Origin of the sequence: Klebsiella sp. 141153 (assembly GCF_032601995.1) — a bacterium.
Lineage (GTDB): Bacteria > Pseudomonadota > Gammaproteobacteria > Enterobacterales > Enterobacteriaceae > Klebsiella > Klebsiella aerogenes.
Genome location: NZ_JAQIRJ010000011.1, coordinates 39,904 through 66,245, shown reverse-complemented (window position 1 = coordinate 66,245; position 26,342 = coordinate 39,904). Strand labels below are relative to the sequence as shown.

General features: G+C 57.6%; 18 protein-coding genes. 11 read left to right on the top strand and 7 right to left on the bottom strand.

Annotated features, from left to right (window positions below; genetic code table 11):
• Positions 1–42 precede the first annotated feature (42 nt).
• Positions 43–759 carry a DNA/RNA nuclease SfsA gene (gene sfsA / locus PGS10_RS19655; protein ID WP_045390098.1) on the bottom strand — a complete coding sequence of 239 codons (717 nt, stop codon included), beginning with the start codon at positions 757–759 and terminating at the stop codon, positions 43–45.
• Positions 759–1,295, bottom strand: coding sequence for an RNA 2',3'-cyclic phosphodiesterase (gene thpR / locus PGS10_RS19650; RefSeq protein WP_047078123.1), 537 nt, complete (start codon positions 1,293–1,295; stop codon positions 759–761). Before thpR ends, sfsA begins: the two co-directional genes overlap by 1 nt.
• Before the next feature lie 72 nt (positions 1,296–1,367).
• Between thpR and hrpB the strand changes: the two genes are divergently transcribed.
• The 6 genes from hrpB to fhuB all read left to right on the top strand — a co-directional run bounded on the left by hrpB (position 1,368) and on the right by fhuB (position 12,885).
• The gene (hrpB, locus tag PGS10_RS19645; RefSeq protein WP_063414002.1) at positions 1,368–3,797 is read left to right on the top strand and encodes an ATP-dependent helicase HrpB; all 2,430 of its coding nucleotides are present in this window, start codon (positions 1,368–1,370) and stop codon (positions 3,795–3,797) included.
• Positions 3,798–4,167: 370 nt separating this feature from the next.
• The gene (gene mrcB / locus PGS10_RS19640) at positions 4,168–6,720 is read left to right on the top strand and encodes a bifunctional glycosyl transferase/transpeptidase (protein WP_045390106.1); all 2,553 of its coding nucleotides are present in this window, start codon (positions 4,168–4,170) and stop codon (positions 6,718–6,720) included.
• A gap of 242 nt (positions 6,721–6,962) precedes the next feature.
• Positions 6,963–9,173, top strand: coding sequence for a ferrichrome porin FhuA (fhuA, locus tag PGS10_RS19635; protein WP_045390109.1), 2,211 nt, complete (start codon positions 6,963–6,965; stop codon positions 9,171–9,173).
• Between the two features lie 45 nt (positions 9,174–9,218).
• Positions 9,219–10,016 carry a Fe3+-hydroxamate ABC transporter ATP-binding protein FhuC gene (gene fhuC / locus PGS10_RS19630; RefSeq protein ID WP_045390112.1) on the top strand — a complete coding sequence of 266 codons (798 nt, stop codon included), beginning with the start codon at positions 9,219–9,221 and terminating at the stop codon, positions 10,014–10,016.
• Positions 10,016–10,906 (top strand): Fe(3+)-hydroxamate ABC transporter substrate-binding protein FhuD, encoded by an 891-nt coding sequence (gene fhuD, locus PGS10_RS19625; RefSeq protein WP_316423368.1) that lies wholly within the window; start codon positions 10,016–10,018, stop codon positions 10,904–10,906. Before fhuC ends, fhuD begins: the two co-directional genes overlap by 1 nt.
• The gene (gene fhuB / locus PGS10_RS19620; RefSeq protein ID WP_316423367.1) at positions 10,903–12,885 is read left to right on the top strand and encodes a Fe(3+)-hydroxamate ABC transporter permease FhuB; all 1,983 of its coding nucleotides are present in this window, start codon (positions 10,903–10,905) and stop codon (positions 12,883–12,885) included. The genes fhuD and fhuB overlap by 4 nt, the downstream gene beginning before the upstream one ends.
• 310 nt (positions 12,886–13,195) lie before the next feature.
• Here the strand turns inward: fhuB and hemL are convergent, their stop codons facing one another.
• Positions 13,196–14,476 carry a glutamate-1-semialdehyde 2,1-aminomutase gene (gene hemL, locus PGS10_RS19615; RefSeq protein ID WP_045376565.1) on the bottom strand — a complete coding sequence of 427 codons (1,281 nt, stop codon included), beginning with the start codon at positions 14,474–14,476 and terminating at the stop codon, positions 13,196–13,198.
• A gap of 179 nt (positions 14,477–14,655) precedes the next feature.
• Here hemL and clcA point away from each other — a divergent pair, with 179 nt between their 5' ends.
• Positions 14,656–16,074, top strand: a complete 1,419-nt coding sequence (clcA, locus tag PGS10_RS19610; protein WP_072251481.1) for a H(+)/Cl(-) exchange transporter ClcA — start codon at positions 14,656–14,658, stop codon at positions 16,072–16,074.
• Positions 16,075–16,155: 81 nt separating this feature from the next.
• Positions 16,156–16,500 carry an iron-sulfur cluster insertion protein ErpA gene (gene erpA, locus PGS10_RS19605; RefSeq protein WP_008807363.1) on the top strand — a complete coding sequence of 115 codons (345 nt, stop codon included), beginning with the start codon at positions 16,156–16,158 and terminating at the stop codon, positions 16,498–16,500.
• A gap of 78 nt (positions 16,501–16,578) precedes the next feature.
• On the opposite strand, the gene PGS10_RS19600 is transcribed toward erpA, so the two are convergent.
• The 3 genes from PGS10_RS19600 to mtnN are packed head-to-tail and all read right to left on the bottom strand — an operon-like array spanning position 16,579 to position 18,731.
• Positions 16,579–17,205 (bottom strand): TRIC cation channel family protein, encoded by a 627-nt coding sequence (locus tag PGS10_RS19600; RefSeq protein WP_032709911.1) that lies wholly within the window; start codon positions 17,203–17,205, stop codon positions 16,579–16,581.
• A 34-nt stretch (positions 17,206–17,239) separates the two neighbouring features.
• Positions 17,240–18,040 (bottom strand): vitamin B12 ABC transporter substrate-binding protein BtuF, encoded by an 801-nt coding sequence (gene btuF / locus PGS10_RS19595; protein ID WP_047046976.1) that lies wholly within the window; start codon positions 18,038–18,040, stop codon positions 17,240–17,242.
• The gene (gene mtnN, locus PGS10_RS19590) at positions 18,033–18,731 is read right to left on the bottom strand and encodes a 5'-methylthioadenosine/S-adenosylhomocysteine nucleosidase (protein WP_015704439.1); all 699 of its coding nucleotides are present in this window, start codon (positions 18,729–18,731) and stop codon (positions 18,033–18,035) included. Before mtnN ends, btuF begins: the two co-directional genes overlap by 8 nt.
• An 83-nt stretch (positions 18,732–18,814) precedes the next feature.
• On the opposite strand from mtnN, the gene dgt reads away from it, so the two are divergent.
• The 3 genes from dgt to PGS10_RS19575 all read left to right on the top strand — a co-directional run bounded on the left by dgt (position 18,815) and on the right by PGS10_RS19575 (position 23,237).
• Entirely contained in the window at positions 18,815–20,329 is a 1,515-nt protein-coding gene (gene dgt, locus PGS10_RS19585) for a dGTPase (RefSeq protein ID WP_045390125.1), read from the top strand.
• 141 nt (positions 20,330–20,470) lie between these two features.
• Complete coding sequence (degP, locus tag PGS10_RS19580; RefSeq protein ID WP_045390127.1) at positions 20,471–21,904, top strand: serine endoprotease DegP; 1,434 nt, start codon at positions 20,471–20,473, stop codon at positions 21,902–21,904.
• Between the two features lie 175 nt (positions 21,905–22,079).
• Positions 22,080–23,237 carry a CdaR family transcriptional regulator gene (locus tag PGS10_RS19575; protein WP_045390129.1) on the top strand — a complete coding sequence of 386 codons (1,158 nt, stop codon included), beginning with the start codon at positions 22,080–22,082 and terminating at the stop codon, positions 23,235–23,237.
• 37 nt (positions 23,238–23,274) lie between these two features.
• On the opposite strand, the gene PGS10_RS19570 is transcribed toward PGS10_RS19575, so the two are convergent.
• Complete coding sequence (locus tag PGS10_RS19570) at positions 23,275–26,262, bottom strand: putative mucin/carbohydrate-binding domain-containing protein (RefSeq protein WP_316423366.1); 2,988 nt, start codon at positions 26,260–26,262, stop codon at positions 23,275–23,277.
• Positions 26,263–26,342 lie beyond the last annotated feature (80 nt).

Here is a 26,342-nt window from a genome sequence, read left to right as displayed (position 1 = left end):
AAAAGCGTATTTGCGCTCGCGAACCGGACACAATTTAGCCTTTTAATTACCGGGGGTTAACGCCACGGCAATCGGCTTATTCAGAGTCATCATTTTGGTAGAAAGTTCCGCTTTCCAGGCGAGAATTTCTACCCCCTTTTCCTGCGCCTCTATCAACAGCTGTGCGTATTTGGCATCAATATGATGCGCGGGTGAGAAACGGTCTATCGCCGAATGCAGCACGGCGAATAAAATCACGGCCCGATGGCCCGCGGCCGCGACGCTCATGAGTTCCCGCAGGTGCTTCTGACCGCGTGCGGTAACGGCATCGGGAAAATAACCGTACTCTTTTTCCGCCAACGTAACCGATTTCACTTCAATATAGCAGTTACGGCGGCCTTCTGCCTGTAACATAAGGTCGATTCGGCTATTTTCTTCGCCATATTTTACTTCGCTTTTCAGAATGTTATACCCGGCAAGCTCAGGGATATTTCCGGCGAGTACCGCCTCTTTCGCGAGGGTATTGGCCCGCAGCGTGTTGACGCAGATGACCGCGCCCTGTTGGGTTTCAGTTAATTCCCAGGTATGCGCATATTTACGTTTAGGATTATCGGAAGTGGAATACCAGACGGTATCGCCCGGCGCGGCGCAGCCGGTCATGGCGCCGGTATTCGGGCAGTGCAGCGTCAGCTCCTGGCCCTCCGGCGTGACGACATCGGCCAGAAACCGTTTGTAACGTTTAATTAAAGTGGCGGACTGCAAAGGCGGAGTGAACAGCATCAGAGTTCCCTGGTAAATGGATAACGTTCCAGCACGTTGTAGCGGGTGCGCCCGCGGAGAAAGCTGGACTCATAAAGCACAAATTCGTTGACCGGCATCTGCCAGCAAAAACCCGGCGGCGGGATCGGCACCGCGTGGCGGGCGTCGCGCAGGAGGGTGATATGCGGATGAAACGGCTGCGGGCTTTGATAGCAGCCGCTCCGCGCTGCCTGAGCGCGCAGCATATTTGCCAGCTGCAGCATGCCGCGCGGCGGCTGGCGGGTACCGAGCCACACTACGCGCGAACGCAGCCACTGGCCGGCGTCGTCGAGCGTCAGGGTAAATGGCGGTTGTTGAATGCGTCCGGCCATTGCCGACAGCGCGCGCTGTTTTTCAGCGCTGACGTCGCCGAGAAACGCCAGCGTCAGATGTAGGTTATCGGCGGCGACCGGCCTTCCGGCATCGTCGGCAAAATGGGCGGCGCGCCAGTGAATAATCTGTTTCTGTATCGCTTTCGGCAGTTCAAGAGCGAAAAACAGCCGTTTCGGCTCGGACATGATAGAGACTCGGTAATGAATTACGGGGATGCTACAATGCTTGCCCTCGAATGTTAACCTCCGGAGCCTTTCGTGTCCTCATTGCCGGTTGCCGCAATTCTTCCCGAACTTCTTTCCGCCCTGCAGCAGGCGCCGCAGGTGCTGCTTAACGCGCCTACCGGCGCGGGTAAATCAACCTGGCTGCCGCTACAGATCCTCGCCGATGGCAACATTGATGGCCGGATTATTCTGCTGGAGCCGCGGCGGCTGGCGGCGCGTAACGTCGCTCAGCGTCTGGCGGAGCTGCTGGGAGAAAAACCGGGAGAAACGGTAGGCTACCGGATGCGCGCCGAAAGCTGCGTTGGGCCAAATACCCGTCTGGAAGTGGTTACTGAAGGGATCCTAACCCGCACTTTGCAGCACGATCCGGAACTTTCCGACGTGGGACTGGTGATCCTCGATGAATTTCATGAACGTAGCCTGCAGGCCGATCTGGCGCTGGCGTTGTTGTTGGACGTTCAGCAGGGGCTGCGTGACGATCTCAAGTTATTGATCATGTCGGCGACCTTGGATAACGATCGTCTGCAGCGCCTGTTGCCGGAAGCGCCGGTGGTAGTTTCCGAAGGGCGTGCATTCCCGGTTGAACGTCGCTTTACGCCGCTGGCGACCCATCAGCGTTTTGCCGAAGCGGTAGCGATCGCCGCCGCGGATCTGCTGCGTGAGGAGCAGGGATCGATGCTGTTATTCCTGCCGGGCGTTGGCGAAATTCAGCGCGTACAGGAACAATTGAGCGAGCGCGTAGCCAGCGATGTGCTGTTATGCCCGCTGTACGGCGCGCTGCCGCTGAGCGAACAGCGCAAAGCGATTCTCCCGGCGCCCGCTGGGATGCGCAAAGTGGTGCTGGCGACCAATATCGCTGAAACCAGTTTGACGATCGAAGGCATTCGCCTGGTGGTCGACAGCGCTCAGGAGCGGGTCGCGCGCTTCGATCCGCGCACCGGCCTGACCCGGCTAATCACCCAGCGGATAAGCCAGGCGTCAATGACCCAGCGCGCCGGTCGCGCCGGGCGTCTGGAGCCGGGGATCTGCCTGCATCTGCTGGCGAAAGAGCAGGCGGAGCGCGCGGCGGCGCAGAGCGATCCGGAAATTCTGCAAAGCGATCTATCGGCTCTGCTGCTGGAGTTGCTGCAGTGGGGCTGCCGCGATCCGGCCGAGCTTCGCTGGCTGGACCTACCGCCGGCGATCAATCTGGCGGCGGCGCGGCGTCTGTTGACGGCGCTATCGGCGCTGGAGGGCGAACGCCTTTCGGCTCACGGGCGCCAAATGGCGGTGCTGGGTAACGACCCGCGTCTGGCAGCCATGCTGACGGCGGCCGATTCCGCGGATGACGCGGCGACGGCGGCGAAACTGGCGGCTATTCTTGAGGAGCCGCCGCGCGGCGGCAATAGTGACTTAGGCGCCGCGTTTACGCGCCAGCAGGGCAACTGGCAGCAGCGGGCGCAGCAGTTATTGAAGCGGCTGGCCAGCCGCGGCGGTCAGCCTGATGCTGAGCGGATGGCGGCGTTGCTGGCCCCAGCGTTTGCCGACCGGATCGCCCGTCGACGCGGCCAGGAAGGGCGCTATCAGTTGGCTAACGGCATGGGGGCGATGCTGGATGCCGATGACGCGCTCGGCCGTCACGAATGGCTAATTGCGCCGCTGCTACTACAGGGCAGTTCGGCGCCAGATGCGCGAATTTTGCTGGCGCTGCCGCTGGATATTGACCAACTGGTGGCGCAGCGTCCTGAGCTGATACAACGCTCCGATACCGTGGAGTGGGATGAAGCGCAGGGGACGCTAAAAGCCTGGCGGCGTAGCTGCATTGGCCAGCTGGTGATAAAAACTCAGCCGTTGGCGAAACCGTCGGAGGCGGAGCTGCACCAGGCGATGCTCAACGGAATCCGCGATAAGGGGCTCGGGGTATTGAACTGGACGCCGGAGGCTGAACAACTGCGCCTGCGGCTGCACTGCGCCGCGCAGTGGCTGCCGGAAGCGGACTGGCCCGCCGTTGATGACGCATCGCTGTTAGCTTCGCTGGAGGCGTGGCTGTTGCCGCAGATGACCGGGGTGCATTCGCTTCGGGCGCTCAAGGCGGTAGACCTGCGACAGGCGCTGCAAAACTGGCTGCCGTGGACGTTACGCCAGAAGCTGGATAGCGAGCTGCCGACCCATTACACGGTGCCGACCGGCAGCCGTATCGCTATTCGCTATCATGAAGATAACCCGCCGGCGCTGGCGGTACGGATGCAGGAGATGTTTGGCGAGGCGACGACGCCGCGCATTGCCGAAGGGCGGGTTCCCCTGGTGCTGGAATTACTTTCGCCGGCGCAGCGACCGTTACAAATTACCCGCGATTTGAGCGCCTTCTGGCAAGGGGCGTACCGCGAGGTGCAAAAAGAGATGAAAGGACGCTATCCGAAACATGTCTGGCCGGATGACCCGGCGAATACCGCGCCGACCCGGCGGACGAAAAAATACTCCTGAGGCGCCGCGCCCTTGCTGTGGGCGCGGTTCTGAAAATCGGCGGCCTGAGTCACACGGCGCAATATTTATGTTATTAAAAAACATCATATTTTACCGTTTATCGCGTTTTGCGGTTGTAAAATGCTGGTTAAGAATGTCGCGGATTAGTGCTATTCTCTGTGGCCTGGACAATTCGTGCTATGTCCGGAGATATTCTTCAGCTTAAACAGATAATTATATGATTTGTTTAATGAATTATTCTTCGAAGATGATATGAAAGACGTCGGCCGCGGCAGCGCGGCGGGTGTTAAATTGAGAGATATCTTCTTCCTCCTTCAAGAGGAAGTATTGAGAATCAGGCCTTTACGCCTGAAAGTTGCGGAGAAAAAGCATGGCGGGAGATGACCGCGAGCCTATCGGACGTAAAGGGAGACCTTCACGCCCGGCAAAACAAAAAGTCACCCGTCGCCGGGTCCGGGAAGAGGACTACGACGATGATTACGATGACGATTATGAGGATGAACGACCGATGCCGAAGAAAGGAAAGGGCAAAGGCAATAAGCCTCGTCGTAAGCGCAGCTGGCTGTGGCTGCTGGTTAAGCTGGGGATTGTCTTTGCGGTAATTATCGCCGCCTATGGCGTCTACCTCGACCAGAAAATTCGCAGCCGCATTGACGGTAAAGTCTGGGAACTGCCGGCGGCAGTGTATGGCCGGATGGTCAACCTTGAGCCGGATATGCAGATCAGCAAAAACGAGATGGTGCGCCTGCTTAATGCGACCCAGTACCGTCAGGTCAGCGCAATGACGCGTCCTGGCGAATACACCGTACAGGCTAATAGCATCGAGATGATCCGTCGTCCGTTCGATTTCCCGGATAGTAAAGAGGGGCAGGTGCGCGCGCGTCTGACCTTCGATGGCGATCATCTGGATACCATCGAGAATATGGATAACAACCGTCAGTTCGGTTTCTTCCGTCTCGATCCGCGCCTGATCACCATGCTGCAGTCGGCGAACGGCGAGCAGCGCCTGTTCGTTAAGCGTAGCGGTTTCCCGGATCTGCTGGTGGATACGCTGCTGGCGACCGAAGACCGCCACTTCTATGAGCATGACGGTATCAGCCTGTACTCAATGGGCCGTGCGGTGCTGGCGAACCTGACGGCGGGGCGTACGGTGCAGGGGGCAAGTACCCTGACCCAGCAGCTGGTGAAGAACCTGTTCCTGTCCAGCGAGCGTTCCTACTGGCGTAAGGCCAACGAAGCCTATATGGCGCTGATCGTTGACGCCCGTTACAGCAAGGATCGTATCCTTGAGCTGTACATGAACGAAGTGTATCTCGGCCAGAGCGGCGACAACGAAATCCGCGGCTTCCCGCTGGCGAGCCTGTACTACTTTGGCCGCCCGGTAGAAGAGCTGAGCCTCGATCAGCAGGCGCTGCTGGTCGGGATGGTCAAAGGGGCGTCAATCTATAACCCGTGGCGTAACCCGAAACTGGCGCTGGAGCGGCGTAACCTGGTGCTGCGTCTGCTGCAGCAGCAGAACATTATCGACCAGGAGCTGTACGATATGCTGAGCGCCCGTCCGCTGGGCGTGCAGCCGCGCGGCGGGGTGATTTCTCCGCAGCCGGCGTTCATGCAGATGGTGCGCCAGGAGCTGCAGGCGAAACTGGGCGATAAAGTAAAAGATCTCTCTGGCGTGAAGATCTTCACCACCTTTGACCCGGTGGCTCAGGATGCGGCGGAAAAAGCGGCCATCGAAGGTATCCCGGCACTTAAGAAACAGCGTAAGCTGCCGGATCTGGAAACCGCCATGGTGGTGGTCGATCGCTTCACCGGCGAAGTCCGGGCGATGGTCGGCGGCGCGGAGCCGCAGTTTGCCGGCTACAACCGCGCGATGCAGGCGCGTCGTTCGATTGGTTCGTTGGCAAAACCGGCCACTTATCTGACCGCGCTGAGCCAGCCGAACCAGTATCGGTTGAATACGTGGATTGCCGATGCGCCGGTGACGATTCGCTTGTCGAACGGCCAGACCTGGTCGCCGCAGAACGACGATCGTCGCTTTAGCGGTCAGGTGATGCTGGTGGATGCCCTGACCCGTTCGATGAACGTGCCGACGGTTAACCTCGGGATGTCGCTGGGTCTGCCGGCGATCACCGATACCTGGCAGAAGCTGGGCGTGCCGAAAGACCAGTTGAATGCGGTTCCTGCGATGATCCTTGGCGCCCTTAACCTGACGCCAATTGAAGTCGCGCAGGCATTCCAGACCATCGCCAGCGGCGGTAACCGCGCAACGCTGTCGGCGCTGCGTTCCGTTATTGCTGAAGATGGTACGGTGCTGTACCAGAGCTACCCGCAGGCGGAACGCGCCGTTCCGGCGCAGGCGGCCTATATGACCCTGTGGACCATGCAGCAGGTGGTGCAGCGCGGTACCGGCCGTCAGCTTGGTGCCAAGTATCCTGGCCTGCATCTGGCGGGTAAAACCGGGACCACCAACAACAATGTGGATACCTGGTTTGCCGGTATCGATGGCAGCCAGGTGACGATTACCTGGGTTGGCCGCGATAACAACCAGCCGACCAAGCTGTACGGGGCCAGCGGCGCGATGTCGATTTATCAGCGCTACCTGGCTAACCAGACCCCGACGCCGCTGGCGCTGACGCCGCCGGAAGATGTCGTGGACATGGGCGTGGACAGCAACGGTTACTTCCAGTGCAGCGGCGGTATGCGTACGCTGCCGGTGTGGACTACCTCGCCGGATGCGCTGTGCCGCCAGGGCGAAGCCCTGCAGCAACAGCAGCAACAGCAGCAGGAAGCCAATAACCCGTTCAACCAGTCCGGGCAGCAGCAGCCTGCTAACCAACCGCAGCAGCAACAGCAGCAGCCTGCGAAGCAGGAAAAGAGCGATGGCGTGGCCGGCTGGATTAAAGATATGTTTGGCGGCAACTAAAACCGTTTAAGCTGAACGTCTGAACAGCCCCTTAATACGAAGGTATTAGGGGGCTTTTTTATTTAGGGTATCTGCTTAACACGGTGATAACTCCTTAATAACCGTCTGGTTATTTATTAATCCCTTGGCGCTTCCTGTTCGGCATAGCGCTTGCCTTGGATTCCGCGTTTCGCCTATTATGTCACCCGTCATAATAATAATTCTCGTTTACGTTATCATTCACTTTCATCAGAGATATACCAATGGCGCGTCTTAAAACTGCTCAGCCAAATCACTCGCTGCGTAAAATCGCAGTCGTAGTAGCCACGGCGGTTAGCGGCATGTCTGTTTATGCACAGGCTGCGGAACAACCGAAAGAAGAAACCCTCGTCGTTACCGCGGCGCCAGCCAGCCAGGAGAGCGCCTGGGGACCGGCACCGACTATCGCCGCGAAGCGTTCCGCCACGGCCACCAAAACCGATACTCCCATTGAAAAAACGCCGCAGTCTATCTCCGTGGTGACCCGCGAAGAGATGGACATGAAGCAGCCGACAACGGTCAAAGAAGCGCTCTCTTACACGCCGAGCGTTTTCTCCACTCGCGGTAGCTCGACCACTTATGATGTGGTCACCATTCGTGGATTCACCACCTCCAGCACGGTGAACACCAACCAGTATCTGGATGGCATGAAGCTGCAGGGTAACAACTACTCTGAAGTCTCGATGGACCCGTATTTCCTGGAACGCGTGGAAGTGATGCGCGGGCCAACCTCGGTGCTGTACGGCAACAGCAACCCGGGCGGTATCGTCAGCATGGTCAGCAAGCGTCCGACCACCGAGCCGCTGAAAGAAGTACAGTTTAAGATGGGCACGGATAACCTGTGGCAAACCGGTTTCGACTTCAGCGACGCCATTGATGATGACGGCGTGTGGTCATACCGTCTGACCGGTTTAGGCCGCAGCCAGGATGCGCAGCAGCAGATGGCGAAATCGACCCGTTACGCCGTCGCTCCGTCCTTCAGCTGGCGTCCGGATGATAAAACCGATTTCACCTTCCTGAGCAACTTCCAGAATGACCCGGATGCGGGTTACTACGGCTGGCTGCCGCGCGAAGGCACCGTGGTGCCGTATTACGATGCCAACGGTAAGGCCCACAAGCTGCCGACCGACTTCAACGAAGGCGAGTCCGATAACAAGATGTCGCGTCGCCAGCAGATGGTTGGCTATAGCTTCTCCCATCAGTTCGATGACACCTTTACCGTGCGTCAGAACCTGCGCTATGCCGATGTGCATACGCTGTATCGTTCGGTCTACGGCAATGGTTACCAGGAGCCGGGGAAAATCAATCGTGCCTACGTGCGTTCCGATGAGCACCTGAATACCTTTACCGTTGATACGCAACTGCAGTCTGATTTTGCTACCGGCGCGGTGAACCACACGCTGCTGACCGGCGTGGACTACTCGCGGATGCGTAACGACGTTGATGCGGACTACGGTACGGCCGATGCCATTAGCATGACCAATCCGCAGTACGGCAACCCGAACGTGAACGTCAACTTCCCGTACGCGGTCCTTAACCGTATGGAGCAGACGGGCCTGTACGCGCAGGATCAGATGGAGTGGGACAAATGGGTGATGACCTTAGGCGGCCGCTACGATTACGCCACCACGTCTACCTTCACCCGTTCCACCAGCAGCATGGCGGAAAATCACGACCAGCAGTTCAGCTGGCGCGGCGGGATCAACTATCTGTTCGATAACGGTATCTCCCCGTACTTCAGCTACAGCGAATCGTTCGAACCGGTATCGGGTTCCAATAGCACCGGCAAGCCGTTCGATCCGTCGCGCGGTAAGCAGTATGAAGCCGGCGTGAAATACGTGCCGAAAGATATGCCGGTGGTGGTGACCGCGGCGGTCTATCAGCTGACTAAAGATAAGAACCTGACGGCAGACCCGAACGATCCGACCGGACTGTTCAGCGTACAAACCGGCGAAATCCGCTCCCGCGGCTTTGAGCTGGAGGCGAAGGCGGCGGTCAATGCCAATATCAACCTGACCGCGGCATACAGCTATACCGATGCCGAATACACTCACGACACCGTCTTCGAAGGCAAGCGTCCGGCGGAAGTGCCGCGTAATATGGCCTCGCTGTGGGCGGATTACACCTTCCACGAAACCGCGCTTAGCGGGCTGACGATTGGCGCGGGCGCGCGTTATATCGGTTCGACGGTCAGCTACTACAAAAATGACACCAGCACCGGTAAGAAAAATGACTCCTTCAATGTGGCCGGTTATGCGCTGATGGATGCGACGGTGAAATACGATCTGGCGCGCTTTGGCCTGCCGGGGTCCTCGGTCGGCGTCAACGTCAACAACCTGTTTGACCGCGAATATGTCTCCAGCTGCTATAGCGAGTACGCATGCTACTGGGGGGCGGAACGTCAGGTTGTTGCTACCGCAACCTTCCGCTTCTAACTACTCACGGGCGCGGTTCGCCGCGCCCAATATCAGGTTGTTGCTATGCAGGAACAGACTCCGCACTCTGAGACGACGTTTGCGTTAAATCGCGTGACCTTTCGCGTGCCTGGCCGCACGCTGCTTCATCCCCTTTCGTTGACCTTCCCGGCAGGAAAAGTCACTGGCCTGATTGGCCATAACGGTTCCGGCAAATCCACGTTACTCAAAATGCTTGGCCGCCATCAGCCGCCTTCCGAAGGCGATGTGCTGCTGGATGGCCAGCCGCTGGACAGCTGGAGCAGCAAGGCGTTTGCCCGCAAAGTGGCCTATCTGCCGCAACAACTGCCGGCGGCGGAAGGGATGACGGTGCGCGAACTGGTGGCGATTGGCCGCTATCCGTGGCACGGCGCGCTGGGGCGCTTCGGCGTGGCGGATCGCGAAAAAGTAGAAGAGGCCATTGCGCTGGTGGGGCTGAAACCGCTGGCGCATCGGCTGGTGGACAGCCTTTCCGGCGGCGAACGCCAGCGCGCGTGGATCGCCATGCTGGTGGCGCAGGATAGCCGCTGTCTGCTGCTCGATGAACCGACGTCGGCGCTGGATATCGCCCACCAGGTCGATGTGCTGGCGCTGGTGCATCGTCTCAGCCAGCAGCGTGGCCTGACGGTGATCGCGGTCCTGCACGATATTAATATGGCCGCCCGCTATTGCGATTATCTGGTGGCGCTGCGCGGCGGCGAAATGATCGCCCAGGGGACGCCGGCGGAACTGATGCGCAGCGAAACGCTGGAACAAATCTACGGCATCCCGATGGGGATCCTGCCGCACCCGGCGGGCGCAGCGCCGGTAAGTTTTGTCTATTGATGGAAAATTCGAACTTCTTCTCACGCCGACGCCTGTTGACGGCAATGGCGCTGTCGCCGCTGCTGTGGCAGATGCGCGGCGCGCAGGCGGCGAACGTTGACCCGCAGCGCGTCGTCGCGCTGGAGTGGCTACCGGCCGAGCTGCTGCTGGCGCTCGGCGTTACGCCCTACGGCGTAGCCGATATTCCCAACTACAACCTGTGGGTCAATGAGCCGGCGTTACCCGCTTCGGTGATTGATGTCGGCCTGCGCACTGAACCCAATCTTGAATTACTGACGCAGATGAAACCGTCGTTTATCGTCTGGTCGGCAGGCTATGGCCCGTCGCCGGAAAAGCTGGCGCGCATTGCGCCCGGTCGCGGCTTCACCTTCAGCGACGGCAAACGGCCGCTGGCGATGGCCCAGCGTTCGCTGCTGGAAATGGCCGACCTGCTGGGTAAGCAACAGCAGGCGAAGCGTCATCTGGCGGAGTTCGACGGGTTGATGGAAAGCCTGCGTCCGCGATTTGCCGAGCGTGGCGATCGCCCGCTGCTGATGATTTCGCTACTTGATGCTCGCCATGTGCTGGTCTTCGGCGAGAACTGCCTGTTCCAGGAAGTGCTCGATCGTTTTGGCATCAAAAACGCCTGGCGCGGTGAAGCGGCATTCTGGGGCAGTATCACCGTAGGCATCGATCGGCTGGCGGAATTTAAAGAGGCCGATGTTATCTGTTTCGATCACGGCAACGATCGGGAGATGGCCCAGATGATGGCGACCCCGCTGTGGCAGGCGATGCCTTTCGTGCGCGCGGGGCGTTTCCAGCGTCTTCCGGCGGTATGGTTCTATGGCGCGACGCTGTCGGCGATGCATTTCGCCCGCGGACTGGCCGATGCGCAGGGGAGGGCGGTATGAAGGCGCGTTTCTCGCCGTTAGCCATTATCCTGTTGGTCGTGTTGCTGGTTGCCGCTTTCGCGCTGAGCATCATCAACCTTCAGGTTGCTTTACCTTACGCGCAGTGGCGTCAGGCGCTGTGGCAGCCGGATAGCGATAATATCGCCCAGATGCTGTTCCATTACAGCTTGCTGCCGAGGCTGGCTGTATCGTTGCTGGTCGGTGCCGGACTGGGGCTCGTCGGCGTACTGTTCCAGCAGGTGCTGCGTAACCCGCTGGCGGAGCCGACCACGCTCGGCGTCGCCACCGGCGCGCAGCTTGGAATGACGGTGACGGCGTTATGGGCGATCCCCGGCGTGCTGGCGTCGCAGTTTGCTGCGCTGGCAGGCGCTTGTCTGGTCGGCGCGCTGGTGTTCGGCGTTTCGTGGGGCAAACGTCTGTCGCCGGTGACGCTGATTCTGGCCGGTCTGGTGGTGAGTCTCTATTGCGGCGCGGTCAATCAGCTGATGGTGATTTTCCATCACGACCAGTTGCAAAGCATGTTCCTGTGGAGTACCGGGACGTTGACGCAGACCGACTGGAGCGTGGCGCAGCGCCTGTGGCCGCAGCTGCTTGGCGGCGTAATATTGACGCTGTTGTTGCTACGCCCGTTAACGTTGATGGGGCTGGATGATGGCGTGGCGCGAAATCTCGGGCTGGCGCTTTCTCTGGCGCGCCTTGGCGTCTTGACTCTGGCGATAGTAATAAGCGCGCTGCTGGTCAACGCGGTCGGCATTATCGGCTTTATCGGTCTGTTCGCGCCGCTGCTGGCGAAAATGCTCGGCGCCCGCCGCCTGCTATCGCGGCTGGTACTGGCGGCTCTACTTGGCGCGCTGATCCTGTGGCTTTCCGACCAAATTATTCTCTGGCTCAGCCGGGTATGGCGGGAAGTGTCGACCGGGTCAGTCACCGCGCTGATTGGCGCGCCTTTATTACTGTGGCTACTGCCGCGGCTGCGTAGTATCAGCGCGCCGGTGATGAACGGCGGCGATAAGGCGTTGATTGAGCGCCGCAACGTGCAGTGGTTCGCGCTGGGCGGACTGGCGCTGATGTTGTTGGCGGTAACCGCCGCGCTGACCTTTGGCCGTGATGCGCAGGGGTGGCAATGGGCCAGCGGCGATCTGCTGGAGCAATTAATGCCATGGCGCTGGACGCGGGTGCTCTCGGCGCTGTTCGCCGGGGTGATGCTGGCCGTCGCGGGTTGCATTATTCAACGCCTGACCGGTAATCCGATGGCCAGCCCGGAAGTGCTGGGTATCAGCTCTGGCGCGGCGTTCGGCGTGGTGTTGATGCTATTCTTCGTACCAGGCAACGCTTTTGTCTGGCTGCTGCCAGCCGGCAGTCTTGGCGCGGCGGCGACGCTGCTGGTCATCCTGGTCGCCGCCGGGCGCGGGGGGTTCTCGCCACACCGGATGCTGCTGGCGGGGATGGCGCTGAGCACCGCTTTCACCATGCTATTGATGATGCTACAGGCCAGCGGCGATCCGCGAATGGCGCAAATCCTGACGTGGATGTCCGGTTCGACCTATAGCGCGACGCCGGAGATGGTGCTGCGTAGCGGGGTGGTAATGTTGGCGCTATTGGCGCTGGCGCCGCTCTGCCGCCGTTGGCTTACCATCCTGCCGCTCGGCGGCGAGGCGGCGCGGGCGGTGGGGATGGCATTAACGCCGTCGCGTATCGGGTTGCTGCTGCTGGCGGCGAGCCTGACGGCAACGGCGACGCTAACCATTGGGCCGTTAAGTTTCGTTGGTTTAATGGCGCCGCATATTGCGAGGATGATGGGATTCCGCCGGACGATGCCGCATATGATCATTTCCGGACTAACTGGCGGGATGCTGCTGGTGTTCGCCGACTGGTGCGGGCGAATGATCATGTTCCCCTACCAAATACCGGCGGGGCTGTTATCGACGTTTATCGGCGCGCCGTACTTTATCTATTTGCTGAGAAAGCAGAGCCGCTAACGATCCCGAATGGCCTCAACATCCCCGGTGGCGCTAGCGCTTACCGGGGCTACAAGGCTGCGCGATTTGCTAGCCCGGACAAGGCGCAATGCGCCGCCTCCGGGAAAATCCCCGGTGGCGCCAGCGCTTACCGGGGCTACAGCGCCGCGCGATTTGGTAGCCCGGACAAGGCGCAATGCGCCGCCTCCGGGAAAATCCCCGGTGGCGCTAGCGCTTACCGGGGCTACAGTGCTGCTCGATTTGGTAGCCCGGACAAGGCGCAGCGCGCCGCCTCCGGGAAAATCCCTGCGCCACCAGGCATTCAAGTACCTTACAGTTTGGCAAACACCCGGCGCGCGGCGTCGATAGTGTTGTTGATATCCTCTTCGCTATGGGCGACGGACATAAAGCCGGCTTCAAACGCCGACGGGGCGAGGTAAACCCCTTCTTCCAGCATCAGGTGGAAGAAACGCTTGAAACGTTCAACATCGCACTTCACCACGTCCTGATAGCAGGTGACGGTTTCGGCATCGGTAAAGAAGATACCGAACATGCCGCCGACATTATTCACCACCAGCGGGATCCCGGTTTCGCGCGCCGCGTTCAGCAGGCCATCCGCCAGTTGATTGGTCAGCTCGGTCAGGGTTTCATGCACGCCCGGCTGCGCCACTTCGCTTAAGCAGGCGAAGCCTGCGGCCATGGCGATAGGGTTGCCTGACAGCGTACCGGCCTGGTACACCGGACCAGTCGGCGCCAGCGCGTCCATGACCTCGCGGCGACCACCGAAAGCGCCCACCGGCATACCGCCGCCGATGATTTTACCCAGACAGGTCAGATCCGGCTCCACGCCGTAATAGGACTGAGCGCCCGCCAGCGCGACGCGGAAGCCGGTCATCACTTCGTCAATAATCAGCAGCGCGCCAAACTCGTCGCACAGCGCGCGCAGGCCCGGCAGGAACTCCGGCTGTGGCGGAATGCAGTTCATATTGCCGGCCACCGGTTCGACGATGATACAGGCGATATCCTGCGGATACTGTTCAAACGCCGCGCGTACCGAGGCAAGATCGTTATAGGTGCAGGTCAGGGTATGCTTCGCGAAATCGGCCGGTACGCCCGGCGAGTTCGGCTGGCCGAGAGTCAGCGCGCCGGAACCGGCTTTCACCAGCAGGCAGTCGGCGTGACCGTGGTAGCATCCTTCGAACTTGATGATTTTGTCGCGGCCGGTGAAGCCGCGCGCCAGGCGAATGGCGCTCATGGTGGCTTCGGTGCCGGAGTTCACCATGCGCACCATATCCATGGTCGGTACCAGTTCAGTAACCAGTTCCGCCATTTTGACTTCCATTTCGGTTGGCGCGCCGAAGCTTAACCCGCGCTCTGCCGCTTCAATCACCGCGTTACGAATGGCCGGATGGTTGTGACCCAGCACCATTGGCCCCCAGGAACCGACATAATCGATATAAGCTTTACCATCGACATCGTACAGGTAGGCGCCATCCGCACGTTCAATAAACAGCGGGGTGCCGCCGACGCCCGTAAAGGCGCGGACCGGCGAGTTGACGCCGCCGGGGATAAGTTCGCGGGCGGCGTTATACAGATTTTCAGATTTGCTCATGGCCAGGATCCTGGTTCGTGAATAAAGTTATCGGGCTATTCTAAGTTATTCCATGAAGGTTATGAAAGTTTTGCCCAATTGAAACATTAAGCAGACGAAACAATTTTTTGACGACGCGCGGCGCGGAGGCGGCTAGAATGCCTCTCTTCTCATTTGTATTACCAATAAATGATAATGGCATGAAATCTGAAACTCCCTCTTTTGAAGCACATCAGTTTGTTCGCGTGCGCCGTAGCGATGCGGTCCGCCGGTTAATTCAACGCGATAAAACGCCGCTGGCGGTATTGTTGATGGCGGCGGTGGTCGGCACGCTGGCCGGGCTGGTGGGCGTGGCGTTTGAAAAGAGCGTGAACTGGGTACAGAACCAACGTATCGGGGCGCTGGTGCAGGTGGCGGACCACTGGTACCTCGTCTGGCCGCTGGCCTTCATCCTGTCGGCGCTGCTGGCGATGGTCGGCTATTTTCTGGTGCGCCGCTTTGCGCCGGAAGCCGGCGGTTCCGGGATCCCGGAAATCGAAGGCGCGCTGGAAGAGCTGCGTCCGGTACGCTGGTGGCGCGTGCTGCCGGTAAAATTCATTGGCGGCATGGGGACGCTGGGCGCCGGGATGGTGCTGGGGCGCGAAGGGCCGATGGTACAGCTTGGCGGTAATATCGGGCGCATGGTGGTGGATGTGTTTCGTCTGCGTAGCCCGGAAGCGCGGCATACGCTGTTGGCCACCGGTGCGGCATCGGGCCTCTCCGCTGCCTTCAACGCGCCGCTGGCGGGCATTCTGTTTATCATCGAAGAGATGCGCCCGCAGTTCCGCTACAACCTGATTTCGATTAAAGCCGTGTTTACCGGCGTGATCATGTCGAGCATCGTGTTCCGTATTTTTAACGGCGAAGGGGCGATTATCGAAGTCGGCAAGCTGAGCAATGCGCCGGTGAATACCCTGTGGTTGTACCTGGTGCTGGGCATGATTTTCGGCTGTTTCGGGCCATTGTTTAATACCCTGGTGCTGCGGACGCAGGATATGTTCCAGCGCCTCCACGGCGGCAATATCAAAAAATGGGTGTTGATTGGCGGGCTTATCGGCGGGCTGTGCGGCCTGCTGGGTCTGATGCAGCCGACCGCGGTGGGCGGCGGTTTTAACCTTATCCCGATCGCCGCTGCCGGCAACTTCTCGGTTGGGCTGCTGCTGTTCATTTTTATTGCCCGCGTCATCACCACGCTGCTGTGCTTCTCTTCCGGCGCGCCGGGGGGGATTTTCGCCCCGATGCTGGCGCTCGGCACGCTGCTGGGGACGGCATTCGGCATGGCTGCCATTCCGCTGTTTCCGTCCTATCATCTGGATGCCGGTACCTTCGCTATCGCCGGGATGGGGGCGCTGCTGGCGGCTTCGGTGCGCGCACCGCTCACCGGGATTGTGCTGGTGCTGGAGATGACCGATAACTATCAGCTCATTTTGCCAATGATTATTACCTGCCTTGGGGCAACACTATTGGCACAGTTCCTCGGCGGTAAACCTTTGTATTCGACCATTCTGCAGCGTACCCTGGCAAAGCAGAAGGCCGAAGAGGCGGCGAAAGCGCAGCAGGTACCCCGGGAGAATACTTGAACGATTTACCAGGGTATTAGATAATGGCTCAAAAGGTCCGGTTATTCTTTAATCGGCCGGAAGTATCAATGGGAGCAAAAAATGAGTGATGACGTAGCGTTGCCGCTGGAGTTCACCGAAGCCGCAGCGAACAAAGTAAAACATCTGATTGCGGATGAAGACAATCCGAACCTGAAACTGCGCGTGTACATCACCGGCGGCGGTTGCAGCGGTTTCCAGTATGGCTTCACCTTTGACGATCAGGTTAACGAAGGCGATATGACCATCGAGAAACAGGGCGTCGGCCTGGTGGTTGACCCAATGAGCCTGCAGTATCTGGTTGGCGGCGCCGTCGATTATACCGAAGGCCTGGAAGGGTCACGTTTCATCGTGACTAACCCGAACGCGAAAAGCACCTGCGGCTGCGGCTCCTCGTTCAGCGTTTAACGCAAGCGACTCCAGCCCTCTCCCACAAAGAGAGCGGCAAACACGAAAAACGGTAACCTCAGGGTTACCGTTTTGCTTTTATGACCGTCCGTTATCATCCAATGCAAAGGTCGGCAGCTTCAGGTGCCAGCGAATCGCCGCCAGGCGTATCCCCAGCGTCACCACCATGCCTAACATCGCCGAGTTTTCCAGCGACAACTGAAAGGTGTAGTGCGCCGTTGCGTGCACGATACCGCCGACAATGCAGGCGGTGGCGTAGATTTCGGTGCGCAGAATCATCGGTACTTCTCGCGCCAGCACGTCGCGGATAATCCCGCCGCCGACGCCGGTGACCACGCCCATGCAAATAGCCACCAGCGGGCCGGTATGGGCAATAAAGGCTTTATTCACGCCGATGCCGACAAACACCGCCAGGCCGACGGCATCCAGTACCGGCAGTACCCATTTCGGCATGCGCCGCGGTTGGCGGACCAGCAGAATCGTTAACATACTGGTGACCATCGCCACGACCAGATCGGTAGGGTCCTTAACCCAGAACACCGGGCCGTTGGCCAGCGCCATATCGCGAATCGTCCCGCCGCCCACGGCGGTCACTACGCCTAATACCAGCACGCCGAAAGGGTCCATGCGTAATTTCCCCGCCAGCAATACGCCGGAGATAGCAAATACGGCTGTGCCAATAATATCCAGCCAATAGACAAGCATCGTCAGTTCCCGCTAAAAGCCTGCTGCCAGGCGGTTATTTTACCTGCTCAAGCGCAGTACAGAGTTGTTTTGCGGCAAGGATAATACGTGGGCCCGCGCGTTCAAACCAGTCGCTATGTAAGGCGATGAGCGAAATTGTGAGCTGATTTTGCCAATAGCGGTCCACGGCGGGAATTTTATCCGGATCGCCGGTGATGACGATTGCCTGCGGATGCCGTGACAGCACCTGTTCGCGGCTAACCTGCGGCCAGGGAACGCGGCTGGCGGCAAAAATATTCTCTCCGCCGCACAGGCGTAATACTTGATTCTGGATCGAGGCGCTGTTGCTGGTGAACAGCGGGTTGGCGCCAAACTGCAGAAATACGCGTTTTTTCGGCGCGTTGGCATAGCGGGCTTTTAGCGCCTCGTAATCGTCTTGCATCTTCTGGGTAGCCTGCCGGGCTGTTTCCGGCTGCGGGCTCCACGGCGCAAGCATCTGCAAAGCATGGATGATTTGCTCAATCGAACCGGTTTCAACCCAGATAACCTTGATTCCCAGCGAGCTGAGCTGATTCACCTGGCGTTCGGCATTGCCGCCGCGCCACGCCAGTACCAGATCGGGTTTCAGGGCGACGATACGTTCAAGGTTCATTCCCTGCCAGCTGGCGACTTGTTCGATTTTAGCCGCGGCGGGAGGGTAATCGGAATAACTGCTGACGCCGACCGGCGTAATGCCGGCAGCAAAGGCCAATTCAGTGTTGGCCGGGGAGAGCGTCACCACCCGCGGCGCGGCGAAAAGCCACGCCGGGGCGAGCAACAGCAGGGCGGTTAACGCCTTCTGTAACGACTTAGCCACGCGCCAGGTTCTGCACCAGATTTTCCACCATCAGGGTGGACTGCTTGGCGGCGACGGCGAGGAACTCGTCGAAGCTGAGATGCGACTGCTGGTCAGCGACGTCAGAGATTGCGCGCACCACCACAAAAGGAATGCTGAAGTTATGGCAGACGTGGGCGATGGCGGTGGCTTCCATTTCTACGGCAACGGCCTGCGGGAAGTTGTGGCGGATTTTCGCCAGTCCTACCGAGCCGTTGATGAAAGCGTCGCCGCTGACGATCAGCCCGCGAACGGCGTTAAGATTCAGCGCCTTGATGCAGGTTTCCGCGGCGGCAATCAGTTTGTCGTCAGCTTTGAAACCGGCCGGACAGCCCGGCAGTTGGCCGTATTCGTAGCCAAACGCGGTGACGTCGGCATCATGGTAGCGCGCTTCGTCAGAGACCACGATGTCGCCAACTTTCAGCGTCGGCGCCAGACCGCCGGCGGAACCGGTATTGATAATCACATCCGGCTTGCAGCGCTCCAGCAGCAGAGTAGCGCCCATGGCGGCGGCCACTTTACCAATGCCGGATTTCAGCAGAGCAACCTCGGTACCGTGAAGTTGGCCGGTATAGATTTCGCTACCGCCGATAGAGATAGTCTGGCGGTTCTCGATTTTGTCGCGCAGAAGGGTAACTTCTTCTTCCATGGCGCCAATAATGCCAATTTTCATAGATTTACTCGCGATGTGTCAGGATTAGCTGCATAGTCTATCATGCGCTTAAGGGGAAGCGTATTGCTCGCGCGGGAGAGGCTATGGCAAATATTGATTTTCGCAACAAGATTCACTGGCGTCGGCGCTACCGTTCGCCGCAGGGGGTAGAGACGGAACGCGAGATCCTGCGGGTGTTTGAAAGCGATCGCGGGCGCATTATCAATTCACCGGCCATCCGCCGCCTGCAGCAAAAAACCCAGGTCTTTCCACTTGAGCGCAACGCGGCGGTCCGCACCCGGCTCACCCATTCGCTCGAAGTCCAGCAGGTCGGGCGCTACATCGCCAAAGAGGTGTTAAGCCGCCTGAAGGAGCAAAAGCTGCTGGAACGCTACGGACTGGATGAACTGAGCGGCCCGTTTGAAAGCGTCGTGGAGATGGCCTGCCTGATGCACGATATCGGCAATCCGCCATTTGGCCATTTTGGCGAAGCGGCAATTAACGATTGGTTCAGCAAACGGCTGGCGCCGAAAGATGCCGCCAGCCAGCCGTTAAGTCAGGATCGCTGCCAGGTTGACGCGCTGCGTCTGCACGATGGCGAAGGGTTGCTCAACGAACTGCGGCGTAAAGTGCGTCAGGATTTGTGCTGCTTTGAAGGCAATGCGCAGGGGATCCGTCTGGTGCACACGCTGATGCGTATGAACCTGACCTGGACCCAGGTCGGCTGCATTCTGAAATATACGCGACCGGCGTGGTGGCGGGGAGAGACGCCAGCCAGCCATAGCTATTTAATGAAAAAGCCTGGTTATTATTTAGCCGAAGAAGAGTATATCGCGCGGCTGCGTAAAGAATTGGATCTGGCGCCTTACAATCGCTTTCCATTAACGTGGATTATGGAAGCTGCCGATGATATCTCATATTGCGTTGCTGACCTTGAAGATGCGGTAGAAAAACGGATATTCAGCGCGGAACAATTGTATCAGCATCTGTATGACGCATGGGGGGCTCATGAAAAAGGATCGTTGTTCGCTCAAGTCGTAGAAAATGCCTGGGAGAAATCGCGCGCTAATTCACTCAGCCGCAGCACTGAAGATCAGTTCTTTATGTATTTACGGGTCAATACGCTGAATAAACTGGTGCCTTATGCGGCGCATCGATTTATCGAAAACTTACCGGCCATTTTTAGCGGCGACTTTAATCACGCGCTGTTAGAGGATGATAGCGATTGTAGTCAGCTACTTGAACTTTATAAAAACGTCGCCATAAAACAGGTGTTTAGCCATCCTGATGTTGAACAGCTGGAATTACAGGGTTACCGCGTTATCAGCGGGCTGCTTGATATCTACGAGCCGCTACTGAAATTATCGCTGGAGGAGTTCAGCCAATTGGTGGAACAAGAGCGGGTACGCAGTTTACCTATTGCCTCGAGGTTGTTCCAGAAACTCTCGACCCGACATCGGTTGGCCTATGTGGAGGCGGTAAATAAGCTTTCGCGCGATACCGAAGAATATCCCGTGCTGGAGTATTATTACCGCTGTCGATTGATTCAGGACTATATCAGCGGAATGACGGATTTGTATGCGTGGGATGAATATCGCCGTCTGATGGCGGTGGAATAAGTCTGAGTTTTGTAAAGACGGACAATAAATTTTTACTTTTACCGAAACTTAACTCTGGAACTTCGCGCTATAAAATGACTCTGAGAGTGCGTACACAGCAACTTTTTCGTTATCCGAAATTTGAAATTGAGATTGAAACCTATGAAAAAAACCACGTTAGCAATGAGTGCTCTGGCTCTGAGTTTAGGTCTGGCGTTGTCCCCGCTCTCTGCGAGCGCGGCTGAAACGGCTTCCTCGGCGACCACTGCGCAGCAGATGCCGAGCCTGGCGCCGATGCTGGAAAAAGTGATGCCGTCGGTGGTGAGCATCAACGTTGAAGGCAGCACGACTGTTAACACGCCGCGGATGCCGCGTAACTTCCAGCAGTTCTTCGGTGACAACTCGCCGTTCTGCCAGGACGGTTCGCCATTCCAGAGCTCCCCATTCTGTCAGGGCGGCGGCCAGGGCGCGCCTGGCGATAATGCGCAGCAGCAGAAATTTATGGCGCTCGGTTCCGGGGTCATCATTGATGCGGCCAAAGGCTACGTAGTGACCAACAACCACGTGGTCGATAATGCCACCACGATTAAAGTTCAACTGAGCGATGGTCGTAAGTTTGACGCGAAAGTCGTAGGTAAAGATCCGCGCTCCGATATCGCGCTGATTCAAATTCAGGATCCGAAAAACCTGACGGCGATTAAGCTTGCCGACTCTGACGCGCTGCGCGTCGGCGACTACACCGTGGCGATCGGTAACCCGTTCGGCCTCGGCGAAACCGTGACTTCCGGTATCGTCTCCGCATTGGGCCGCAGCGGCCTGAACGTGGAAAACTATGAAAACTTTATCCAGACCGATGCGGCTATTAACCGCGGTAACTCCGGCGGCGCGCTGGTGAATCTCAACGGTGAGTTGATCGGTATCAACACCGCGATCCTTGCTCCGGACGGCGGCAACATCGGTATCGGTTTTGCTATTCCGAGCAATATGGTGAAAAACCTGACCGAGCAGATGGTCAAGTTTGGCCAGGTGAAACGCGGTGAACTGGGGATCATGGGTACCGAGCTGAACTCCGAGCTGGCGAAGGCGATGAAAGTCGATGCCCAGCGTGGCGCGTTCGTAAGCCAGGTGATGCCGGGCTCGGCGGCGGCGAAAGCGGGTATTAAAGCCGGCGACGTGATTACTACCCTCAACGGTAAGGCGATCAGCAGCTTTGCGGCGCTGCGTGCGCAGGTTGGTACGATGCCTATCGGCAGCAAAGTCGAGCTGGGACTGCTGCGCGACGGCAAGCCGGTTAACGTTACCGTTGAACTACAGCAGAGCAACCAGAACCAGGTTGACTCCAGCAGCATCTTTAACGGTATTGAAGGCGCGGAAATGAGCAATAAAGGCCAGGATAAAGGCGTCGTGGTGAGCAACGTGAAAGCGGGCACCCCGGCGGCGCAAATTGGTCTGAAGAAAGGCGACATTATTGTCGGCGCTAACCAGCAGCCGGTGAAAAACATCGCCGACCTGCGCAAAATCTTCGACGCGAAACCGTCCGTACTGGCGCTGAATATTCAGCGTGGTGATACTTCTATCTATCTGCTGATGCAGTAACTGATACTAGCGTGAATGCCCCTTTCCCGGTAAGGGAAGGGGGCTTTTTTATTCTGCCCGCCGGTTCTGTGATTCCCGCCACAACTCCATACTTCTTTGTCATGCTTTGTGCATATGCACAGTGCGTCCTCTTCGTCACTCTTTTATGCTGATGCCCTGCTCAGGGGAGGGGTTTATGGCTGGCTGGCATCTTGATACCAAAATGGCGCAGGATATCGTGGCGCGTACGATGCGCATCATTGATACCAATATTAACGTAATGGATGCCCGCGGGCGCATTATCGGCAGCGGCGATCGCGAGCGTATTGGTGAATTGCACGAAGGCGCGCTGCTGGTGCTGTCGCAGGGACGGGTGGTTGATATCGATGATGCGGTTGCTCGCCATCTGCACGGCGTGCGCCAGGGGATCAACCTGCCGCTGCGTCTCGAAGGGGAAATCGTCGGCGTAATCGGGTTAACCGGCGAGCCAGAATCGCTGCGCAAGTACGGTGAGCTGGTGTGTATGACCGCTGAGATGATGCTCGAACAGTCGCGGCTGATGCATTTGCTGGCCCAGGATAGCCGCCTGCGTGAAGAACTGGTTATGAACCTGATTCAGGCGGAAGAGAATACCCCGGCGCTGAACGAATGGGCGCAGCGACTGGGTATCGATCTCAATCAACCGCGGGTGGTGGCGATGATTGAGGTCGATAGCGGTCAGCTCGGCGTCGATAGCGCGATGGCGGAGCTGCAGCAGCTGCAGACGGCGCTGACCACGCCGGATCGCAACAACCTGGTGGCGATTGTCTCGTTGACCGAAATGGTGGTGCTGAAACCGGCGTTAAACGCCTTTGGTCGCTGGGATGCCGATGACCACTGCAGACGCGTTGAGCAACTGATTGCCCGTATGAAAGAGAATGGCCAACTGCAGTTCCGCGTTGCGTTAGGCAATTTCTTCACCGGCCCCGGCAGTATTGCGCGTTCTTACCGGACCGCGCGTACGACAATGATGGTTGGTAAGCAGCGGATGCCGGAGAGCCGCTGCTATTTTTATCAGGATCTGATGCTGCCTGTGCTGCTGGATAGTCTACGGGGCGGCTGGCAGGCTAACGAGCTGGCGCGCCCGCTGACGCGGCTAAAGGCGATGGATAACAATGGTCTGCTACGGCGTACTCTGCAGGCGTGGTTTCGCCATAACGTGCAGCCGCTGGCGACCTCAAAGGCGTTGTTTATTCATCGTAATACGCTGGAGTATCGGCTCAATCGGATTTCGGAACTGACCGGGTTAGACCTCGGTAGTTTTGACGACCGCTTGTTGCTGTACATTGCGCTGCAGCTGGATGAGCAACGCTAAAACTCCCGCCGCAGGCGGCGGGAGAGGAAATGGCGGGCTACAGGCGCTGTAGTCCGCGAGCGGTCACTTGCCAGGTAACAGTATTGGGCTGGTGCCAGCTATTGCCATTGAGCGGATTAATAATGACGGAGCGATTCCCCGCTTCGGCATGGAAGACTTCAATGGTATAGCCCTCATCCAGGATAGCGGTATCAATATAGTCGCCAAGCTGCGACGATCCTTTAATCGACTGGCGATACACCACCGAACCACGCGTATTGTAGACATTGACCGTGGCGTAAGTGGTCGTGAAGTGCTTGTTCGGCACCACTGGACTCGCGGTAAAGGTCAACGCGCCGCTGCCAATATCCATCTCCATCGCGGCAAAGCAAACATCACCATCGCCAAGCAGTTGCCAGCTGAAGCTATCGCCATACAGTGCGGTGGCATCCTGAGTGTCCTCTTCTGTATCAGCGGCTTCCTCATCCGGTTCATCAAGCGCGAGCGCAAAGGCTTCGAGGCCCGTTTTCACCACGCGCCAGCGGTTGTGCTGCTTAAGGGGAACGGCGTTTTGGCTCGTGCCATTCGTGGCGCTGGAGCGGAATGGTTCATCATGGAAAATATCGATGATCATTCCCTCTGCGAGGGCGATAGTTTCACTGTTTGCCAGATTACTGGTGGCGCCGGCGTAGCTGCGTTGATAAACAACAGTATCGTCCGCGCCGGTAACCATAATGCTGGCGTAGGTATGGGAGGTGTAATACGAGTGCGGCGTGCCGGCGCGCGTGGCGACCGTCATCGCACGTTGTTGATTATCAATAACGATCTGGCAAAACTCGTTATTGTCCTGACCGCGGAGATTGAGGGTTACGCTCTTGCCCGTCAACTCCCCCGGATCGCTATTATCCTGAGGCAGGACATCGGCATAGGTTTTCCGCAAGCTGCTGCGTTGGGGTTCTTCAATATGGGGGAGCATCAGCCAGAGGTCGTTTTTACAGACGCACTCTTCCTGCGCGAGCAGCGAGGGCTGAGTACGGATCGCCTGAGCGTTATGCTCGAAAATAGCCTGTAAATCAGCCGCCGGATTATTATTGAGGATAAAGTTATACACGCCATTATCATCAATGCGTATCAGCTGGTATTTCTCGCGAGCGACTAACGTTAAATATCCGAGAGAGGCTTTCAGCCGTCCGGGCTCCACGTGAGTGATGTATAGGTGATAGTGGGGGCTGAATGGAATGACCACTTTTCCGGTAGCGCAATTGGTGCCGGTCATTTTGCGTTCAAATACTTTTTCCCCACTGGCGGAAAGTACGTTTACTGCGGCATACAACGCGCCTGGGTAGTAGGTGTGCGGCGTGGCGCTGGTGACATTAAGAATAAGCTGCTGATTTTCGTAGTCGATATCAAGGCGCGCGAAAGGCGCATCATTCAGCCCTAAAAAGGTGATCGTCACGTTACGTTCGCTGGTATCGTTTTGCCGAGCGTAGTTAACGGCAACCGCATTGGCGCCTTCTTTTACGGTGATATAGTTGATATCCGGGCGATATTTTTGCGAACGACCTTTAGGCAGTACGAGCTGGTATACACCCATTGACATGTTATTCAGGACAAAAGTGTCACCATCAACAATCAGTGAATAATGCGTACCGCAATTATCCTGAATAGTCAGCGTTTGTCCGTAAATTTGTTGCAGCTGATCGATATTCAACGTCAGGGTCAGGTTACCCGTTTTGTTCAATTTCGCCAGTTCGCTGTTATCCACCAGCCAGAAGAAGGAATCCAGCCCTAACTGCTGGCGCGCGCTATCCCATTCGCTTTGTGGCAGAAAGCGATACAGTGGATAGAGCGGTTTTGTCGTCAGCGAGACGATATTTTCCCGGGTGGCATGTTTCAGCGTTAAGCCGCAGAGCTCGATAAACGGCGTGACATCATATCCAGCGGTAGCGGCAATAGCGGTTGCCAGCATATCGGCAAGCTGATGATCGGTCGGCTGGAAGCCCTCGCTATTGGCGAGTTGGCGATAATTCTGGTTAAAGACGCGGAAGGATGCGACACCAGCTTTCAATAACATCAGCATCAGGAATTGCAGGCGCGAACGCAGGCTCCAACTGGTGACCGGCGTCTTATCGGTAATATAGTTAACCAACTGTGCTTCCTGCGCGGCCAGCTTGCCATAGTTGTATAACCAGCCATCGGTATACAGATGATTATCCTGGCTTAGCGTGAGCTGCTGATAGAAAGAGGCGTAGATATTGTTCCACACTTCGCTGACCGACAGCGTGGAGTCCTGCATAAATTTACCCTGATAACCGTGGCCAATTTCATGCAGGATAACCCACTGCGTGGCAACGTTATCCAGCCAGCCTTCGCCAACCGTGGCGGCAGTTTGCGCGCACCAGGTGCTATTGTAATAAGCTGATCCGACGCCATGTTTATCCGGCCGTAGAAAATAACGGTTTGCAACATTCTGATTCCATTGCGAATCTGAATTATCGCTTAATCCGGCCCAATCGTTATAGCAGGTGAAAAGGTGGTTATAAAAACGGTGTAATGACGCTAATCCCGCTTTCATCGCATTGTCGCGGTCGGCATAAGGCAGCAGCAGGTTGATAACATCCAGATCCACCAGTGCGAACGACGATTTATTATTCTCCCAGTCGAGGAAAAACGTTTCTTCAGACTGTCCTGATTTCCAGCAGGGGAGCGGTTTCGTCGCCGCAGGTTGTTGGTAAATCACGGAGAACTCGCAGGGGCTGTCGGTAAACAACGTATCGACAAACGGCACAGAATCGACGGTGGTGCTAATCGTTGTCCAGGAGGTGGTCAGAGCGCTGGTTTTCTCCAGAGCGCTATCATCACACATCAGGCGCAGGGTCGAGATGCCGTTACTGAGGTCCGTTTGCCGAATTTTCAGCACCGTGTTGGCGGGCAGAATAAAGCCAAGCGCCTGACGATCGTGTTTTCGTCCTTTTTCAAAGCCTGCGTTATCCAGCCAGGTTGCGGATTGCAGGGTATAACATTTTTGTTCAATTTCCTGTGTCATAGAGCTATCTCCTTTTTCGCGGAAACTGAACATAAACGAAATAAAATAGTAAGTAATTCATATTGATAGGGTTGTGATGT